Below are 16,906 nucleotides of genomic sequence, written 5' to 3' on the forward strand. Positions count from 1 at the left end.
CGGTAGGACCGGACTTAGAAGCCCAGGCCGTCCGCGAGAGCCTTGTCGGCCGCCTCGGGCGAGTCGAACGTGGCGCTCTTGACGATGATCTCCTTCTCGACGGTGTCGCCGGCGAGGGCCTTCTGCACGGCGTCGACGGCGGTGTCACCGAAGAAGGGGTTGTACTGGGCGACGAAGCTCAGCTGACCGGCGGCGAGGGCCTCGAGAGCACCCTTGGTGCCGTCGATGGTGGCGATCTTGACGTCGGTGCCGGGGGTCAGACCGGCAGCGGAGACGGCCTGAGCGGCGCCGATGCCCATCTCGTCGTTCTGAGCGAAGATGAACTGGATGTCGTTGTTGTTCGCCTTCAGGACGGTCTCGATGACGGACTTGCCCTCGTCGGTCTTCCAGTTGGCGGTCTGAGCGCCGACCTTGGTGAAGCCGCTGGCGGAGCCGACCTCGGCGTCGAAGCCCTCGTTGCGCTCGTTCACGACCGACAGGCCGGGGACACCCTCGAGCACGAAGTACTTCGCGCCCTGGGGGAAGGCGGTGACGGCCCACGAGCCGACGGATGCCGCGACCTGCTTGTTGTCGGGGGCGATGCGCGTGACGTACAGGTCGTCGGACGCGTCGACGCCGCGGTCGAGGAGCACGACGGGGATCTCGGCCTCCTTGGCGAGCTCGAGCGCGGAGTCCCAACCCGAGGCCTCGGTGGCCGTCAGCAGGATGACGTCGACCTCGTCGTTGACGAAGGTGGTGAAGGCGTCGAGCTGCGACTTCTGGTCGCTCGGGCTGGCCGCCGGAGCGTACTTGAGGTCGAAGCCGGCCTCGGTCGTGAAGGCGTCCTTCACGGCCTGCTCGTTGGCGTTACGCCATCCGCCCTCGGGGCCGACGGCGACGAAGCCGACGGTGGTGAGGCCGTCGCCGGAGCCGCCCGCGTCGGCGTTCTCGTCGCCCGAACCGGAGCCACCGGCGCAGCCGGCGAGGCTGAGGGCGACAGCGCCCGCACCGATCAGTCCGACGACGCCGCGCATGCGCTTCGAAATGGTCATTTGTTCTCCTCCTTGAGATCTCTCCAGCGTTCGGGTTGGAGAGGGATGCTGTGCAGCTTTGGGGGCAGCACTCCTGGTAGACCTAGTGTGCGCGCTAACAATCAAGCGCGCAAGTACCAACTTAGTGGATCGGCGGCCTCAGCTGATCACAACTCGATCACGGCTGACTCACGAAGACGCCGCCCGAGTCATCTGACGAGTCGTCGGTCGGGCGCGCGTTCGTCGACCCGCGCACGATGAGCCTCGGCTGGATCATGTCGTGCGTGGGATCGGTCTCACCGCCGATGGCGGCGATGATCTGCTGAAGCGCCAGCTCCCCGAGCGCGGCGAAGTCCTGTCGCACCGTCGTCAGCGGCGGCAGGAAGTGCCGCGCGTCCGACAGGTCGTCGAAGCCGACCACGTTCACGTCGTCGGGAACGCGGATGCCGCGGCCGTGCAGCCCGTGGATGACGCCGAGGGCGATCTGGTCGTTCGAGGCGAAGACGGCGGTCGTCTCTCCCAGGTCGAAGGACCGGCCGAACTCGAAACCGAAATCCGACGTCCAATCGCCGATGACGAACGGCCCCTCGGCGAGCCCGGCCTCGGCCAGGCTCTCGCGCCAGCCCTGCGCGCGTTCGCGCGCGTCGAACCAGTCCATCGGACCCGCCAGATGCGCGATCGTCTGATGACCGAGGCCGATGAGGTGCTCGACGGCGAGGCGGGCGCCCTTGCGCTGGTCGACACCGACCGTGTGCCAGGCGGTGTCGGCCTCGGCCTTGATGACGATGGTGGGCAGACCGGTCGTCTGCTGGCGCAGCAGATCGAGCGAGGACTCGCGCGGAGCGATCACGCAGAGCGCATCGACTCCCTGGGTCACCAGCTCCATCACCCCCGAATCCATCTTCGAGGAGTCGTCGTCGCTGATCGAGAACGCGCTGACGGCGTAGCCGACCTCGCGGGCGGCCTTCTCGAGGGCGCGCAGGGTGCTGTTCGGGCCGTTCTGCACGGGGCCGTCGATGAGCACGCCGATCCGGCGAGCCCGCCGCGTAGCCAGAGCACGGGCGATCGAGCTCGGCGTGTAGTTCATCTCCTCGATGGCCTGCAGCACGCGGGAGCGGGTGGACTCCCGGATGTTGGGGTGGTCGTTCAGCACCCGCGACACCGTCATGTGCGAGACACCCGCGCGACGCGCGACGTCGTAGATGCTGGGCCGTTGCCATCCGCTCTTCGAGGACTGTGGCTGTGTGCTCATGCGATCCCGCCGTCGATCAAGGTGCGTGCCGGACGTTCCGGAACAGCGCGATAGGCCTCGAACCCCATGGAAAGGTACGATGTCTCCACGTCGATGGTATGCACGGCCCCCGCATCGATGAACGTATCCGACCTCCGAGTCTATCCGCTCACATTTTTCGCTTGCGGCGCCGAATCACCCCGAGGGGTGCGCTCACGGTCGTCGTCGGCTGCGCGCCCGCAACAAGACCACACCCACGGTCACGGCCGCCACCGCGCCGGCCACGACGAACCACGACGGCTCGAGGCCGGTGGCGGCGAGCCACCCCTGCCCCCAGCCGCCCGGAATCGGCGCCGAACCGCCCGAGACCGGCGGGAGCACCGTCGCCGCGGGTGTCGGGAGCGGGGTGATGTCGACGTCGATGACGACGGCGTCGTCGGTCATCGCGATGAGGGTCACGGACGGTCGCCCGCGCGGAGACCGCCGGCGTCATGCTGCGCCCGCGGACTCGCCGACGAGGCGTCGGAACGCTCGGCCGGGCCCGCGGCGCCCGCGGAGACGCGCCCCTCCTCGCGCGCACGGTCGAGAGCGGCGGCGAAGCGACGGCGTCGCCAGAAGAGGGCGGCGATGATCAGCACGACCCCGAGCAGCACGAGCGCCTGGGGCACGGGGAACGCCCACGACGACGCCGGCGCGGACTGCGCCGCGACCTCGACGGGGTCGCCGCCGAGATCGACCGCCGTGGGGGCGACATCGATGGAGCCCGGCACGAAGACCGTGGGCCACACGTCGGCGACCGCGACCGTGAACGCGCGTGATTCGCCGGGGAGGAGTTCTTGACGCGGGGCGCCCTCCGCGGGGAACGCCGCCGACCCGGTGCCGATCGCCGCCGTGCCGGTGACGACGAGGCTGGCGTTGCCGGTGTTCTCGACCGTGAAGGTGCTCTGCACGGATCCGGGACGGAACGGGTTCCACGACATGTCGTACGCCGTGCCGACGCCCGAGATGACGTACGACGGCACGATGTCGCCCGTCACGCGCGTCATGATCCGGAAGCCCACGCGGCTCTCGACCCCCACCTGCGAGCCGTCGGCGTCGGTTCCCGCCGAGGTGACGGATGCCGCGATGCCCGCCGCGTGATCGCCGGGGATCGCGTCCTCGGGCACGGTGGTCGTGAAGGGAACCACGACCGTTCCGTTGGGGCCGACCGTGACCGTGTCGGGCAGGTCGATCCACAGACCCGCGTCGACCGATTCCTGATCGGACGGCAGCATGTTGAAGCGACCGGTGTCGGTGTAGTAGCCGTCGGCCGCCGAGAGGGCGAAGGTCACCTCGGTGCGGCTGAGGTTGCGCACGGCGAAGAAGTCGGAGCGCGAGGTCCCGGGATCCAGCTCCTGCTGGATGACGCCGCGCTTGTCCGGCCCGGACTCGTCAGCGGGTGTCACCGACCAGGTGATGTCCGCGTCGGACGCGGCATGCGCCGCGGGGACGCCGAGCAGCACGGAGGCGAACAGGACCGCGAGCGCGGTCACCACCCTCGTCACGAGGGAGCGTGTCGTGGACATGACGGTGCATCACCATCCCGGATCTTCGTCGATCGCGTCGACGGGGGGCTTTCGGACGAAGGCGAGGGCCGGGTCCCTCTTCAGGACCCGGCCCTCGCGGTACTCCGAGCTTACGGCTGGCCGGCGTCGATCGCGTCTTCGAAGAGCGACAGGGTCAGCTTCGAGCTGTAGGCGCCCGGGGTGACATCGGCACCGGTCTTGAGCACGAGGGCGGCGTTGGCGGTCCACGACGTCTCGCCCTCGGCCTTCACGGCCGCCGACTCGAATGCCGCGTACAGCAGCTCCTTGTCGACCAGGCCGACCGCGTTGGCGCCGGTGTCCTCTGCGGTGTCGACCTTGTCACCCTCGAGAACGAGACCGGTCTCGCCCTCGTCGACGAGGTTCGGGGTCCAGCCGAGGTTGGCGGCGGGGATGCTCGCACCGTTGGGGCCCGAGAAGGCCGAGGCCTGGCCGACGACGTACCAGAAGTGGTCCGCCGGGATGTCTTCGAGGTCACGGGTGTCGGTGACGGTCACGGTGGGGAGAGTGCCGTCGAACTGGCGGACCTCGGGGTTGCCCGAGGCGCTCTCGGTCAGGGTCGACGACGTGCCCGCCACCGTGAGGCTCAGGCTGCCGGGGCCATCGACCGGTGCGATCTGGACGTTGACGTCGACGTTCTGGTCGTCGCCGACCTCGGCGGCGACGGCCGCGCCGGCCGTGCCGACGAGCACCAGACCACCGAGGGTGGCAGCCGCGATACGAGCAGCTGCGCCGTGAGAGAACTTCATTGTGTACTCCGTTTCTTCGTATGACACCGACGTCGTACGAGTAGCGAGATCACCGGACGCTCCGGTAGATGGGGGGAGGCGGGGAGCCGGGTTCTCCCCGCCGTGCATTGAAGATGTTAGCGGGAACAGTTTCCGATAACAAGAGTTTGGGTCGTGGATTGTCGAGCGGCGTCCTCGACTGGCCCGATCGCGCCGGAACGCGGCCGATCGACGACTCCGGGACACGCTGACGGGCGACCGGCGCCCGCGGCGCGCCGCGCCGCCGCGGGCCGGCACGAGACCCGGAGGCATCCGGATCCCGCGCCGACCTCGCAGCGTCAGCCGCAGCGGCCCTGCGGAGTCGCCACGGTGAACGACGTGGCGCCGTCCTTCGTGCCGCTGACGACGGCGTCGACCGACAGCGAGCCGGCCTCGACCGTCTGCGCGCGCGTCGAGAAGGTCGTCGACATGGTCTTGCCCGCGGCGACGGTCATCTTCTTGCTGCCGTAGGCACCGGCGACCGTGACGTCGGCCGACACGGTGTCCGCGTTGGTCAGGGTGACGAACTGCACCACCTTGCCGGCCACGCAGCGGTTCGCGACGGTCGCGGAGAGGTCGAGACCGAGGGTCACCGCCTGCGACGTCGACGCGGTCACGCGATTGTCGGCGTAGCCGTCGTAGCGAGCCGTCACCGAACGGACCGTGGCGGGGACCTCGACCGACGCGATGCGCTTGTCGAGCTTCACCGTCTGCGTCCAGCCCTCGCCCGTGAAGGTCACGGTGCCCGCGACGTCGCCGCGGTCGGCGGCCTCCACGGTGGCCGTGGCCGTGCGGCCCTGGTTGGTGAGCGTCGTGGTCGACGAGACCGCCTTTACCGAGCTCCACTCGCGCATGGCGGTGAGCACCGACTGGCTGACGCTCACGAACGACCCGTGGCGCGGGCTCGCGGGCAGGCCGCCGACCGGGCGCACGTTCCAGTCCGCGCGGCGCGAGAGGCGGTCGCTCTGCGTGCTGCTGGCGATCTGACCGCCGGTGGTGACGAAGGCGCGGTATCCGCCGGCTCCGAAGTTGTCGACGAGGAAGGCGTAGCCGTCTCCGCCGGTGTTGTTCGGGTCGCCCTCGTTGAGCTTGACGATCTGCGGCCCCTCGCCCTGCTGGCCCGTCTCGAGCGCCGTCATGTTGGTGTCGGTCAGCTGCCAGGTCTTCTCGGGGTCGGCGTTCCAGTTCGAACGCGTCGTCGGAGCGGTCAGCACCTTCGAGCGCTCGAGGAAGATGTCCTTGCCCGCCTCGAGACCGTCGGCCGCGCCACCCTCTTCGTTCTTGGTGAAGCGGTAGTAGTAGTCGCCGATCTTCTGCACGGTCGAGTCGATGCGCGCGTAGCCGGTGTTCTGCCACTCGGTGGGCGGGTAGGTGAACGTCTTGAAGTCGCGCGTGAGCACGTAGAAGACGCGGGCGTGGAGGTTGTTGCTGTTGGTGTGCGACGCGTCGGCGTACAGACGCGACGAGAAGTGCACCACGTACGACTGCAGCGCGTCATCCCAGTACGCCTCGGGCGCCCACGTCATACCGGCCTCGGGCTGGTTGATCGTGATGCCCTCGTTCGCGCCATTCGTGCGGCTCCACTTCACGAGGTCGGTGGATTCCCAGACCTCGATCTTGAGCGAGCCGTTCGACTGCGCCGGGCCCCAGCCCGTGCCGCAGCTGATGCAGAGGTCGGTGGCGACCATGTAGTACTTGTCGCCGTCCTTCGACCGCAGGATGTAGGGGTCGCGCAGACCCTTGGTGTCGGTCGTCGAGGTGATGACGGGCGCGCCGCCGTTCACGGGCGAGAACGAGAAGAAGTCGTTGCCGTTCGTCGCGGCCTGGTAGATCTTCTCGTCGCTGTCGGACTTGAAGTACGCCGCCGCGTAGCCGGCATCCGGAGCCCAGCGGCCCTTCTCGGCGACGGTGACGTCGAACGTCTTCTGGGCGGACTGCCCGTTCAGGGTGGCCGTCGCGGTCAGGGTGACCTTCGCGTCACCGGCACCGTACGCCGGGCGTGCGACCAGGCCGCCGCCGCGGAACGGGTCGGCGGCGCCGACCGCCGGTGCCGTGTAACCGGCATCGGTCGAGGTGACCAGCGCCGGGTTCGACGAGGTCCAGGTGATGGCGGCGCCGTTGACGGCACCCTTGGTCGCCAGCGGCAGGTTCTCGGTCGTGCGGGATGCCAGCGAGATGGCATCCAGGTCGGTGGAGACGTTCGGGGCGATGACGGTGACGTCGAAGGTCAGCACGCCGAGCGAGCTCGTCGCCGTGAGGGTGACCGGCGTGTTCGACGTGATGGAGCGCGAGACGACGCCGGTGGTCGACACCACGGCCGGGTCGGACGAGGCCCACGACAGGGCGACGCCGTTCACCGACGCGGCGAGGTTGAGGTTGCTCGAGACGTTGTCGAGCGACGTGTTCGCGCGCAGCATGGTCGCCGCCACGTCGCCGCGCAGCAGCGCGGCGGTCGTCGACGACTTCTGCGACGACGTGGGCATGCTCGCCCCGACCTGGTCGGCGGTGAGCGCGGCATCCCAGACCTTGACGTCGCTGACGTCGGCCCGCAGCAGCGTGTCGCCCTGGTAGAGCGAACGGCCGAGGTAGCCGAGGACGTTGCCCGAGGGGATGATCGAGCTGAGCGAGTTGGCGTGCGTCAGGGTCGAGATGACGCTGCCGTCGCGGTACAGCGTGAGCGTGTTGCCCGAGCCGACCATGGTCAGCGTCGTGAAGCCGGGGTTGAGCCCGCCGCCGGCCGGCATGCGGCTCTCGCCGTTGCTGCTGCCGCTCTTGACGCGGATGGCCGCGAGCACCTGGTCGGTGTAGCCGCCCTGCGCCGAACGGGGGCTGAGGAAGATGTGGTTGCCGAGCTGCGTGGTGTTCCACGGGCCGACGCCGTCGCCGATCACCCATCCGAAGCTGTTGGCCGCGGCGGAGGCCGCGACGGTGTACTCGACCGTGAAGTCGTTGTCGGTGCCGGTGATGAGTCCCTTGGGGAGGGCGGCGTACCCGTCCGCCTTGAAGCGCAGCACGGCGTCGCCCGCGGCGTCGGCGAACGAGGCGTCGGTGAAGCCGGTCAGCGACGCGTTACGACCGTTGCCGGAGACGTCGAGGAGCGAGGTGCCGGAGTGCGACATGTCGTAGTGCGCGGTGGGGGCCGGCACATCGGCGGCGTACGCGGCCGGGGCGACGAGGCTCAGCGTCGAGGCGACGAGCACGCCGGTCAGCGATGCGGTGAGGGCCTTCGCCGCGCGACGCGGTCGCGCGGTTCCGGGTGGACGGGTGGCCGATGATCTCATCATCGAGACCTTTCTCTGGGTTGGGGGCAGAACGCAAAGGAGAGGCGAGTTGTCGAGGGCGGGTGGGACGGCACAGCGCCGCCTCGGCGAAGAGAGGGGGTCTCCACTCAGGTCGGGTCCGAGGGCGGTTGGCAACGGCGCCACCCCAGGGACGGACACCGATGTCCAGATGAACGTTAGCGGTAACTGTTGACGTAGACAACGTCGTCTCGCCAGGGACCGTTTCCGCCGCCCGCAAGGCGTCCCCCGGCCGGACGCCGCGGCACCGATGTCTCGCGATCGGCGACGCCTCAGGACGGCACCGCCGCGGTCGACTCCCGCACGATGAGCGAGGGTCGCACGAGCGAGTGACTGAGGTCGTCGCTGCCGTTGATCGCCGCCACGATGCATTCCAGCGCGCGTTCCCCGAGGGCATCGAAGTCCTGCCGCACGGTGGTCAGCGGCGGCGAGAAGTGCTTCGCCTCCGAGAGGTCGTCGAATCCGACGACGCTGATGTCCTCGGGCACCCGGATGCCGCGTTCGGCCAGACCGTGGATGACGCCGAGCGCGATCTGATCGTTGGCGGCGAACACCGCGGTGACGTCGCCCCACTCGGCGGTGGAGGCGTACTGGTAGCCGGAATCCGAGGTCCACTCGCCCACCACCGCCGTCCCCCGCACGCCGGACGCGTCGCGCAGGGTGTCCTGCCACGCCTGCTGGCGTTCGCGGGCGTCGAGCCAGTCCTGGGGTCCGGCGAGGTGCACGAGCGAGACGTGACCGAGGCCGAGCAGGTGCTCCACCGCGAGGCGGGCTCCTTCGCGCTGGTCGACGCCGACCGTGTGCCACATGGCATCCGCTTCCGACTTGATGACGACGACGGGCAGCCCGGTCGGCTGCTCGCGCAGGGCGTCGAGCGACGACGCGCGCGGGGCGATGACGCAGAGGGCGTCGATGCCCTGCGTCGCCAGCTCCATCACCCCCGAGCGGATCTGCGCGTCACCGTCGTCGATGCCGAAGGCGCTCACCGCGTATCCCGCCGTCCGGGCGGCCTGCTCCAGTGCGCGGAGGGTGTTGTTGGGCCCGTTCTCGATGGGCGCGTCGACGAGCACGCCGATGCGTCGACCCGTGCGGGTGGCCAGTGCGTGGGCGATGTTGTTGCGCGTGTAGTTGAGCTCCTCGATGGCGTTCAGCACCCGGTCCCGCGTGGCGTCGCGGATGTTCGGCTGATCGTTCAGCACCCGCGAGACCGTCATGTGCGAGACCCCGGCCTGGCGGGCGACGTCGTAGACGCTCGGCCTGCGCCATCGGCGTTTCGAGCGCCCGCGGTCGGAAGACTCCGGCATTGCTTTTCTGTCCCGTCTGGCGTGACGCCGTGGATGACGACGCCGCGGACCGAGTCCCCCGGCGGTCTGTGGCGAAAGAGGGGTGGATGCCGCAGACCCGGTGGCCCGGGTGGGGAGGGACGCATCCCTCCCCACCCGGTCTCACCCGGGACCGCTCAGCGGCAGCTGACCGCGGCGTACGGCGCCTCGACCGTGCGCGAACCGGACGGCCCCGACGCGGCGACCGTGACCGTTCCGCCCTCGATCGACGAGGCGCGGACCGTGGTCGTCGTCGACACCGTGGCACCGGGGGCGACCGCGGTGTGGGTCTTCGATCCCCAGGCCGAGGTGACGGTGATCGTGGCCGCGGCGTCGCTGTCGTTGGTCGCCCGTGTGGTCAGCAGCACCTTGCCCGCCATGCAGCGCGCCGAGGCGACGGCGGTCACCGCGGGTCCGGGGGGAGCCGTCGCGGTCACGGTCGCCACGGCGGGCGTCGCCGCCGAGTTGGCCAGCTGCCCGCGCACCTGCACGGTGTCGCCGGCCTTCTTCAGCGACGACAGGTCGGCCTTCTCCCAGGTGACGGCCACCGTCTCGCGGTGTCCGTCCTTGAAGCTCGCCTGCACCGTGCCGGGGAGCGACACCTCGGTGGAGCCGGCCGGAACGGTGGCGGCGACCGGGTCGACCGAGGTCACGAGCAGCGACGGGTTCCACTTCGCCGCGAGGGCGTCGCGCTCCTTCGCCGTGATGGCGAGGATCGAGCCGTGGCGCGGCGAGGCCGGGAGCGAGAAGCTGCTCGGGATCGTCCACTGGATGTCGCCCTCGAGCGAGTTCGTGCCGAGCGGGATGTAGCCGCGTCCGCCGTAGTTGTCGACCCAGAGGAAGTACTTGTATCCGGCGCGGTCCCCCTCGTTCGCCTTGAAGATCTCGGGACCCTCGACCTCGGGGGTCCCGGCGGTCCGGCCGATGCAGGTGTCGATGAGCGACCAGGCGCCCGACTCGGTGGTCGCCCGCAGGTTCGTCGACTTCTGTCCGATGATGTCGGGCGACGCGCAGCCGCTGGTCTGCGTCGCCTTCGTGAAGCGGTAGTAGGTGTCGCCCTCCTTCAGCACCGTCGAGTCGATGAGACCGGCGCCCTGGTTGAGTCCCGCCACGTCCTTCGCCTTGAACCACGGCTGGGGGGTCGTGAAGTCGCGGAAGTCACGGGTGGTGGAGATGAGGATCTGCGGCCCGTTGCCGTCGGCGACGTTGCGGTCGGCACCGTCGGTGAACAGCGTCGAGGTCCAGTACACGGTGTACGCCCCGATGCTGTCGTCGTAGATCGCCTCGGGCGCCCAGGTCATGCCCGCGTTGGGCAGGTTGACCTCGATGTGACGCTGCTCGCCCCAGTTGACCAGGTCGGTGGACTCCCAGATCTCGAGGAAGTGGCTTCCCCGGTTCGTGGCGCCGCCCCAGCCGGAGGTGCCGACCGAGAGGTCGGTGGCCAGCAGGAAGAAGCGGTCGCCCTCCTTCGAGCGGAGGATGAACGGGTCGCGGAGCCCCTTGGTGCCCTTCGTCGAGGTGAGCACGGGCTGCGCGTCGTTCAGCGTCTTCCAGCGCAGCGAGTCGTTGCCGTCGGAGGTGGCGAAGCGGATCTTCTCGCCCTCGACGTTGTCGCCGGTGAAGTAGGCGAACAGATACGCGTCGAGGTCGCCCGCGGCGACCGGCGCCGCGGCCGGCACGGTGCGGGTGAGCGCCCGCGTGACCGGGGTGGCTCCCGCGACGGTGACCGTCGCGGTCAGCGTGACCTCGGTGTCGGCCGTCGGACGCGTGACGGCGCCCTTGGCGACGACGTTCGGGGCGGTGCCCTTGTCGACGCTCGAGACGACCGCCTCGTTCGACGACGCCCAGGTGATGACCGCGCCCGACGCACCCGCCCGGCCCTTCGTCGCGTCGAGATCGGCGCCGGTCGAGGGGAGCGTGACGTTGCCGCGCAGGGGACCGGCCAGCGCCGGGTCGGCGGCGACGGCGTCGGCGACCGCGCGGGCGAGCTCGGCCTGAGCGCTGTCGCCCTGGGCGTACGCCGGCACCTTCACGGTGATCGCGGCGCCGACGACGTCGACTCCACCGTGGGTCGCGGTGGGGGTCAGCACGACGCTGGCGTCGGGGGAGCCCGCGGCGGGGCGCACGACGGCGCCGCTCGTGCTCACGACGCCGGGCGCGCTCGAGGTCCAGCTGATGGCCGACCCGCCCGCGCCGGTGGTCGGCAGCGCGAGATCAGCGGTGACGTTCGAGGTGTCGCCGAGCGAGACCGTCGCGTCACCGCGGGCGATCGCGGTGTGCACGTCGCTCTCGGACTGCTGCAGCTGCCCCGCGGTCAACGCCGAGGTCCACACCTTCACGTCGTCGATGGCGCCGGCCCAATAGGCATCCGGTCCGTAGAACGACTTGCCGAGGTAGCCCGAGAAGGCCGAGGTCCCCATGGCGGCCGCCGCGGTGTGCGTGGTGGCGGCCTGGCCGACGAGTGCGCCGTCGAGGTAGGTCGACACCGTCTTGCCGCCCGCGACGACGACGGCCATGTGCACCCAGCGCGATGCCGCGACGGGCGCGGTCCCCGAAGCGCGCACCTCGTAGCCGCTCTTGATCGCGCCGTAGCCGGAGTTGCCGCACTGCGTGGTCGCGAGGACGTGGGCGTCGACGCTGGAACCGAGGGTGAACGGCCAGGTGCACTGCGGCGCGCCGCTCCACTTGATCCACGCCGACATCGTGACGTCGGCGGTGCCCGCCGGGATGAGGCCGGGGGCGATGCGCACGTGCGGGGCCGCCGAGGTGTTCGAGCCGCCGGGCAGCGACAGCGCCAGGTCGCCCGCCGCACCGGTCGGTCCGGCGACGCTCATGGCGCCGCTGTTGACGACCGTGCCCGGGTGGGCGCCGGGGGCGGAATCGGCGATGATCGCGCCGCCTGCCGGTCGGGCGTCGATCTGGTCGAAGGTGTACTCGAGCGCCGGGGCGGGCGCTGTTTCGGCGGCGCTCGCGGCGGGCGCGCTCGCTGCGACCATCGACGCGAGGGATGCCGCGGTCAGGGCGAGGGCGAGCGTCGCTCGTGCCCGCCGAGGTCGCGCGACCCGCGCTGATGAGGACTTCGTCATGGTCTCCTCCTCGAGACATGAGGGGCGGTGGGGCTTCCGCCGGCGCGCGGTGGTCACCCGCGCGGCTCGACTGAATGTTATCGCTCACATTGATCGAGGGCAAGAGCCGGACGGGTCGCGCGCCCGATTGCGCGGACTCGTGTCTCGCAGACGCGCCCCGACCTCGCACGATGCGCCGCAGAACCTCCGCGATCCGAACGCTCCTGCAGTGACCGGCGGGCACCCACCTCGCGACTCAGCCCGCGGTCACCGTCCAACCCCGCGGCTCACCCCAAGGTCACGCCCGCCCGTGGCTCAGCCCGCGGTCACCGTCCACCCCGCGACTCACCCCGCGGCCACACCCCACACGCGCCTCAGCCCGCGGTCACCGCCCGGCGGCGGCGTGCGTCGCGATCTCGCTCGCGCTGAGGGCGCGACCGTACACGGCGGCCCACTGGATGGCCCCGGTGAAGAAGCTCGACGGGTTCGAGGTCCAGTTGGTGAGGTTGCCGCACCCGATGCGCCAGTAGCCGGTGTAGTTCTGGCCGGTGGTGGTGCCGGCGGTGCCGACGAGGGCGCCGTCGACGTAGAACGCGGCGCCCGCGCTCGAGAGGGTGGCGGCGACGTGATGCCAGGCCCCGTCCGCGTACGACCGCCCGTCGGGCGTCGACATGATCACCGTGGCATCCGGGAACAGTCCGAAGTTCAGTCGGCCCGCCGTGTCGATGTAGATGTGGCGGTCCCACTTGTCGTTGTCGGTCATGGCGGAGTCGCCGAAGCCGATGATCTTGCCCGAGGTCTTCGACGTCGTCGAGAACCACGCCTCGATCGTGAACACGTTCGGGTTGTTCTGACGCGTGGGAACGTACAGGCACTGGGAGCCGTCGAACACGACCGCCTTGCGCGATTGATCGCGCGTGCAGGCGTTGCTCGTCGTCGTCGTCATCCACTTGCGGTAGGTGCCGGTGCGGTTGTTGCCCGAGACGTCGGTCTCGGTGGTCAGTAGGTTCAGCCCCAGCAGCCCCGTGCCTTCGACCGCGTAGGCGGCGACCGAGTCGTTGCGACCCACACTCTGAACCGCGCCTTTGCAGGTGAAGTACGTGTTGGTGCCCGCCGCGCTCTTGTCGTTCCTGATCGAGGCGGCGAAGGCCGCGTGCGAGGTCGACACCGAGGTCAGGATGACGACCAGCAGCACCGTGACGATGGCGATGGGCGCCAGGATCGAACCGCGGGCGCGCCGGTCGGGCCGTGCGCGCAGGCCGCCGGCGACGGCGACCGGGTGGTCGGCCCGCAGCAGAAGCGACGCGAAGAACGGCACGAGGCAGAACGCGATGAGCAGCACCCGCACCGGCCAGTCGGGGTCGGGGGTGGGCGAGAGGGCGTAGGCACCCGACGCGAGCTTGTCGGTGGAGAGGATGACGCCGTCCTCGCCGCTCACCAGCCGGGTGGCCCCGGCCACCACGGGGAACAGACCGGTGTTGACGATGTGCATGAGCGCCCCGCTGCCGTCGTCGGCGGCGCGGAAGTCCATCATCTGCACGTTGAACCAGGGCCGCAGCCACAGCGACAGCGCGGAGACGGCGAGCGACATCCCGGTCAGGCGCAGACCGACGCGCCATCCGCGACGCCGCCCGCCGAGCAGGCGGGCGACGACCTCGACGATGATCCCGGCGAGGAACAGCAGCGGGGCGGCCTTGAGCAGGAAGCCGAGGCCCGGGACGATGGCGACGACCGTGCCGACGATCTGGTCGGGGGTGAGCTGCCAGGCGTCGGGCGAGCCGTTCAGGTCGCCCTGGGTGATGAAGCGCCCGTCCTGCACGCCCACGATGCGGTGGGTGACCGTGCGCCCGTCGACCACGAAGGTGATGACGTCGCCGATCGCGTAGGCGGGCTTCGGGTGTGCGACGACCAGTGTTCCGACCGGCGCGGTCTCGGCCATGCTCGCCGTCTCGATGACGAACAGGCGGGCTCCGGTCACCGACAACACCGTGGCGATCAGGGCCGCGAGGACGGCGATGGTGATCGCGACCGCAAGTGTTGCTCTGCGATGTCCTCCGGGCGTGATCGCCACGGTGCTGTCGGTCATGAGGTTCGGATCCCCCGACTCAGGAGTTGAAGGTCCAGGTGAGCACCTGCGACGCCTTGAGTCCCTGGTAGGTGTTGTCCGCGCCCGCGGGCAGGGTCACGGCGAAGCTGAACGGCAGGGTCGAGCCGGCGGCGAGCGAGGTGGTGGTCGTCTTCGCGAGGACGTCGACGGGAGCGGTGAAACCGGACAGCGGGCCGGAGTAGATCGTCGACGAGCCGGAGGTGATGACGAGGGTCATCTTCGTGCACAGGTCGGTGGCCGAGCCGTTGACGGTGCCGTTGGCGGCCTGCGAGCACGCGCCCGGGGTGAGGCTGAAGGTCTTGGCGGCGACCGTGCCGGTGTTGGTGATCGAGATGTTCGTGGTGACGGTCTGGCCGGGGACCATCGTGGTGCTGCCGCCGTACTTGTTGATCGTGGAACAGGTGGCCGAGTTGGTCGAGATCGAGCCGCCGTCGGTGCTGTTGCAGCGCACGGTGCCGTCGGCGTTCGACTCCTGCATGCTCAGGACGCCGGTCGCGGCCGAGTTGACCGTGTTCTGAATGGATGCCGTGAAGGCGGCCACCGTCGGCGAGAGGCCGAGGGCGAGGATGAGCGAGGCGACGCTTCCGGCGAGGACGACGGGCAGGACGAGGCGGCGGCGACGGGCGGCCGTGGGCTTGGTCACGAGTTCTTCTCCTTGATGAGGTGGGGCCGGCGTTTTCGCCGCACTCAGGACGGTAGGGAGCGCACCGCCGGGCCGGGTGAGGGGGGCACCAGCGAATCCCGAGCTCCTCCACAGGTTTCTCTCAACGCACCGTTCGCGCGGATGTTCGCGCAAGGAATGCGCAACGCAACCGCATCAATGGACCGATACGTCCATTCGCGTTCGCATTTTCGGAGACGTTTCCGTGTCCGGCCCCGGCTGCTGGCATCCTGAGATTCCGCCCGACCGCCTCGAGGACCCGATGCCGACCGCCGCTCTCTTCCACATCCGCGACACGCGCCCGGACGCCCCGCACTATCAAGACCTGCTCGACGAGCTGAATGCCGGCGCGATGACCGCGCTGCGCGACGCCGGATGGCACGCGCAGCTGCATGCCGCGACCGAGCACCCCCTCGACGACCTCCTGGGGGCGGCCCGGTCAGCCGATGTCGTCGTCATCCTCGGCGGCGAAGACGTCGACCCGCGCACCTACGGGACGACCGATTCACGACCCGACTGGACCCCGTACGACACCGCGGCCGACGAGGCGCAGCTCGCGATCATCCGCGACACCGCGGCCGCCGGGCGCCCGCTCCTGGGCATCTGCCGCGGCATGCAGCTCGTCAACGTCGCCTTCGGCGGCACCCTGCACCAGCACATCGACGGCCACCGCGGCTCGCGGAGCGCCCCCTTCGTCGCCACCGAGGTCCGCTTCGATCGCCCCGATCCGATCTCCACCGCCGGCGACCACCTGTGCAGCCACCACCAATCGGTCGACCGCCTCGGGGAGGGATTGGATGCCACGGCTCGCGCCGCCGACGGCACCGTCGAGGCCGTGCGCCACCGCGAGCTGCCGGTGTGGGCCTACCAGTGGCATCTCGAGCACCGCCGGTCGGCCGCCCGCCAGCTCGTACCGGCGATGGCGGCCCTGAGGGCCTCGGTGCGCACCGGCGAGGCGTCGGACCGCTCCTGACGCTCGCTCCGGCGGGTCGCAGCTGCGTGCAGGGCAGCCCCGCGTGCGCATCCGGTCGGACGACATCGCCACCTGGATGGACGATGACCCGCGCCCGCGCTCCCGCGAGCATGGATCGTGACCCTCCCCCGCGTGCCGCGCGCACCCGGCATGCCACCGACGATCAGGAGACGCTCCGTGACCGCTTCCTCCCCCGCCGTGACCCTCGACGCCGTCACCGGCGCGGAACGGCCCGACTTCGCGCGACGGCTGCAAGCCGCCTTCGCGGCCGGCATCATCGCCGCAGGGCTTCCCGCCGACGACGAACCCGGGCCCTCCGAGACCGAGATCGCCGACGCGGCCGACGCCCCCGGGGCCGAGACCCTGCACGTGCGGGTCGACGGGCGGAGCCGCGGAGGCGCCATCGTTCACGTCGACGCGAGCTTCGGCGTCGGTCACCTCGACTTCTTCTTCGTCGACGAGTCCGTCCAGGGGCGGGGAGTGGGTCTGGCGGCCTGGCGCGCCCTGGAGCGGCGCTTCCCGTCGGTCGAGGTCTGGGAGACGATGACGCCGTACTTCGAGCAGCGGAACATCCACTTCTACGTGAACCGCTGCGGCTTCCAGATCGTGGAGTTCTTCCACCCCGGCCACCCCGACCCGCACAGCCCGCACCGCGACGACGAGCGATCCGGCCCGGGCGGTGGCGAGCCCGACCTCATGTTCCGGTTCCGCAAGACGATGCGCCGGGCCGCGCCGCACGCCGAGCGAGCGGCGTGATCGGCCGCGCGCCGGCGAAGCGCTGACGGCGCGGGTCGAGTCGGGCGGCGGCGCGGCGGCGTGACTCACCGCACGCCGTCGAGCCGGCGGCCGACGCGGGGCGCGTCGTGCGGCGGCGCCGAGGCATTCGCG

12 protein-coding genes are annotated in these 16,906 nt (G+C 70.4%); 2 read left to right on the forward strand and 10 right to left on the reverse strand.

Translation table 11 applies throughout. The features are described from left to right. Positions 1–14 precede the first annotated feature (14 nt). The 10 genes from AS029_RS06955 to AS029_RS07000 all read right to left on the reverse strand — a co-directional run bounded on the left by AS029_RS06955 (position 15) and on the right by AS029_RS07000 (position 15,027). Positions 15–1,031, reverse strand: a complete 1,017-nt coding sequence (locus AS029_RS06955) for a substrate-binding domain-containing protein (protein ID WP_058231859.1) — start codon at positions 1,029–1,031, stop codon at positions 15–17. 157 nt (positions 1,032–1,188) lie between these two features. After that, complete coding sequence (locus tag AS029_RS06960; RefSeq protein WP_058231860.1) at positions 1,189–2,262, reverse strand: LacI family DNA-binding transcriptional regulator; 1,074 nt, start codon at positions 2,260–2,262, stop codon at positions 1,189–1,191. Positions 2,263–2,454: 192 nt separating this feature from the next. Beyond that, on the reverse strand, positions 2,455–2,685 hold the full coding sequence (locus AS029_RS06965) for a hypothetical protein (RefSeq protein WP_139168045.1): 231 nt from the start codon (positions 2,683–2,685) through the stop codon (positions 2,455–2,457). A gap of 11 nt (positions 2,686–2,696) precedes the next feature. After that, complete coding sequence (locus AS029_RS06970; protein WP_058231862.1) at positions 2,697–3,806, reverse strand: hypothetical protein; 1,110 nt, start codon at positions 3,804–3,806, stop codon at positions 2,697–2,699. Between the two features lie 110 nt (positions 3,807–3,916). Continuing rightward, positions 3,917–4,573, reverse strand: coding sequence for a hypothetical protein (locus tag AS029_RS06975; protein WP_058231863.1), 657 nt, complete (start codon positions 4,571–4,573; stop codon positions 3,917–3,919). Between the two features lie 317 nt (positions 4,574–4,890). Further along, a complete protein-coding gene (locus AS029_RS06980) occupies positions 4,891–7,875 on the reverse strand; it encodes an immunoglobulin-like domain-containing protein (RefSeq protein ID WP_074615878.1) in 2,985 nt (994 codons plus the stop codon). Between the two features lie 287 nt (positions 7,876–8,162). Continuing rightward, complete coding sequence (locus AS029_RS06985) at positions 8,163–9,194, reverse strand: LacI family DNA-binding transcriptional regulator (protein ID WP_058231864.1); 1,032 nt, start codon at positions 9,192–9,194, stop codon at positions 8,163–8,165. A 155-nt stretch (positions 9,195–9,349) separates the two neighbouring features. Then, on the reverse strand, positions 9,350–12,298 hold the full coding sequence (locus AS029_RS06990) for an immunoglobulin-like domain-containing protein (protein WP_058231865.1): 2,949 nt from the start codon (positions 12,296–12,298) through the stop codon (positions 9,350–9,352). Positions 12,299–12,662: 364 nt separating this feature from the next. After that, a complete protein-coding gene (locus AS029_RS06995) occupies positions 12,663–14,363 on the reverse strand; it encodes a signal peptidase I (RefSeq protein ID WP_058231866.1) in 1,701 nt (566 codons plus the stop codon). 19 nt (positions 14,364–14,382) lie between these two features. Beyond that, complete coding sequence (locus tag AS029_RS07000) at positions 14,383–15,027, reverse strand: hypothetical protein (protein WP_058231867.1); 645 nt, start codon at positions 15,025–15,027, stop codon at positions 14,383–14,385. 280 nt (positions 15,028–15,307) lie between these two features. Here AS029_RS07000 and AS029_RS07005 point away from each other — a divergent pair, with 280 nt between their 5' ends. Then, positions 15,308–16,018 (forward strand): gamma-glutamyl-gamma-aminobutyrate hydrolase family protein, encoded by a 711-nt coding sequence (locus tag AS029_RS07005; protein ID WP_058231868.1) that lies wholly within the window; start codon positions 15,308–15,310, stop codon positions 16,016–16,018. 177 nt (positions 16,019–16,195) lie between these two features. Then, positions 16,196–16,774 (forward strand): GNAT family N-acetyltransferase, encoded by a 579-nt coding sequence (locus AS029_RS07010; RefSeq protein WP_217630063.1) that lies wholly within the window; start codon positions 16,196–16,198, stop codon positions 16,772–16,774. Positions 16,775–16,906: the final 132 nt, after the last annotated feature.

The sequence above is a fragment of the Microbacterium enclense genome (assembly GCF_001456955.1).
Lineage (GTDB): Bacteria > Actinomycetota > Actinomycetes > Actinomycetales > Microbacteriaceae > Microbacterium > Microbacterium enclense.

Bases quoted from the DNA above. Each gene is read 5' to 3' on its own strand.
- AS029_RS06995 (WP_058231866.1), bottom strand. From the start codon at position 14,363: ATGACCGACAGCACCGTGGCGATCACGCCCGGAGGACATCGCAGAGCA.
- AS029_RS06970 (WP_058231862.1), bottom strand. From the start codon at position 3,806: ATGTCCACGACACGCTCCCTCGTGACGAGGGTGGTGACCGCGCTCGCG.
- AS029_RS06960 (WP_058231860.1), bottom strand. From the start codon at position 2,262: ATGAGCACACAGCCACAGTCCTCGAAGAGCGGATGGCAACGGCCCAGC.
- AS029_RS06980 (WP_074615878.1), bottom strand. From the start codon at position 7,875: ATGATGAGATCATCGGCCACCCGTCCACCCGGAACCGCGCGACCGCGT.
- AS029_RS06965 (WP_139168045.1), bottom strand. From the start codon at position 2,685: ATGACCGACGACGCCGTCGTCATCGACGTCGACATCACCCCGCTCCCG.
- AS029_RS06985 (WP_058231864.1), bottom strand. From the start codon at position 9,194: ATGCCGGAGTCTTCCGACCGCGGGCGCTCGAAACGCCGATGGCGCAGG.
- AS029_RS06955 (WP_058231859.1), bottom strand. From the start codon at position 1,031: ATGACCATTTCGAAGCGCATGCGCGGCGTCGTCGGACTGATCGGTGCG.
- AS029_RS06990 (WP_058231865.1), bottom strand. From the start codon at position 12,298: ATGACGAAGTCCTCATCAGCGCGGGTCGCGCGACCTCGGCGGGCACGA.
- AS029_RS07005 (WP_058231868.1), top strand. From the start codon at position 15,308: ATGCCGACCGCCGCTCTCTTCCACATCCGCGACACGCGCCCGGACGCC.
- AS029_RS06975 (WP_058231863.1), bottom strand. From the start codon at position 4,573: ATGAAGTTCTCTCACGGCGCAGCTGCTCGTATCGCGGCTGCCACCCTC.